Source organism: Herbaspirillum sp. B65, assembly GCF_000333555.1.
In the GTDB taxonomy this organism is placed as follows: Bacteria; Pseudomonadota; Gammaproteobacteria; order Burkholderiales; family Burkholderiaceae_D; genus Herbaspirillum; species Herbaspirillum rubrisubalbicans.
Map to the genome: position 1 here is coordinate 1 of NZ_BADI01001005.1, position 1919 is coordinate 1919.

1 protein-coding gene is annotated in these 1919 nt (G+C 56.1%); it reads left to right on the forward strand.

The features are described 5' to 3' along the window. Positions 1-1919: calcium-binding protein (locus I5W_RS23785; RefSeq protein ID WP_044531106.1), on the forward strand; the 1919-nt coding region annotated here is incomplete at both ends.

Sequence of the window (1919 nt, forward strand, 5' to 3'; positions counted from 1 at the left end):
ATTCGTCATGCCGGCGCTGCGGTCGGCGCCAGCCTACGCGTATGGTGTGCTGGGAGACTATGGCTTGCCGAGCCTGAGTTTTCCCATGCTGAGCAGTCCGCAATTGCAACTGCCTGGTATCACAATTCCTTCCTTCAGTATCCCTAATCTTGCTGATGTCGGCGTTCAGATCGATCAGTTCAAGCCTAATTTCTTTGCTGATTTCAATGTGGGTTCGGATTGGTTTGGCGGCTTCTCGTCAGCCTTCCAGTCGCTCACCGGCTTGCCCAATTCCAGTGCTGGCGCAAGCAATACGATGCTGGGCGGGCGACTGTCGCTGCAACCCAAGCTCAGCGGTGACCTCAATTTCAACCAGGCTGATTTGACGGGAAAGGTGTCTGGCAGCAGCCAGGCTACTGTCAACGCTGTCGTGGCATCCGGCACGGCCAATGCGCAAGGCAACGCCAGTGCCAACACCAAGAGTGAAAGCAATGTTTCGGGTGGTGTATTCGGCGCAGGCAATTTGTTCTCGGCGCAAGGTTCTGCCCACAGCGCTGCTCATATGGCCAGTGCGACGGGAACCACCAGCAATGCCGGCAGTGTGCAATACGCACTGCCGACCTTGTCGTTCGGTGACATCAAACTGCCGAACTTGCAAATCAATGGCTTCGATTTCAGCGGCTATACCCGCTTGTTCACGACGCTGTTTTCCGGCCGGGATTTGTATGGCGTCACCCTCCCTGATTTCAAGTTGCCAGACTTCAAGGTCGACAACATCAATCTTGCTGATTACACCGGCGGCACCCAGTCCCTGACGATCAAAGGCATGAACTATGCCTTGCCCAGTCTTCAGTTGCCCAGGATAGCGGGGATCGACTATCAGTCGCGCCTGCCCAATCTGAATACCGCCTATCGGTTCAATCAGGGCGATGGTGATGTGGCAGTGGTCGGGGGCGAAGACAATCGCGTCATGACCGGTGATGGCGACGATCTGGCGCTGGTCATGGGCAAGACCAACGCGTTGTTCATGGGGGATGGCAATGATGCCGGTCTGATGGTGGGTGAGAAAAATGCCTGGCGCGGCGGCAAGGGCAACGACGTCATCCTGGCCTTGGGAAAAGAAAATGCAGTCAAAGGCAACGAGGGTAACGATATCTTGTTTGTTCTAGGACAAACCAACAAAGTCGAAGGTGGCTCTGGCGACGATGTTGTCGTGGCCTTGGGCAAGAGCAACGAGGTGGATGGGGGCGAAGGAAAAGATCTGATGCTGATCGTTGGTCAGAAAAATAATATCAACGGCAAAGCAGATGACTCCACAGGGGATGGGGATGACACCATCCTTGTCCTGGGACAGGAAAACAACGTCAGAGGGGGGCGCGGGAATGATTGGCTTATCGCCTGCGGCATGTCCAATCAAATGGATGGTGGTCAAGGCAATGACGTCATCGTCGCCGCTGGGTGGAAAAACACCTTGTATGGCGACTTCGCGGGCAGCGATAACGGCAACGATGTGATCATTTCAGTCGGTGGAGCCAATAAAGTGCAAGGTAACGGTGGCAACGACCTGATCATCGCTGCAGGTCTGGGCAATCAGATTGAAGGCAATGCAGGCAATGACATCCTATTGGCGGCGGGGCTTGGCCAATCCATCGATACCGGAGACGGTGACGATATTGCCGTCGCGTTGGGGGCGGGTAACCAGATCTCAGCGGGTGCGGGCCGGGACACGCTCTATGTGGCGGGCGTCCTTGGCAACGTCTTTGGCGGCGCCGATGACGATGTGTTGTTTGCGCTAGGCGCCGGCAATCTGCTCTGGGGGCAGGAAGGCAATGACATCTTCCTGGCACAGGGGATATCAAGCCGTCAGTTGGTCGCTGCCGGAAAACTGCCATCGGCAGTGGTTGCCATCGATTCGGCGCTGGACCTGGTCAACACCATTC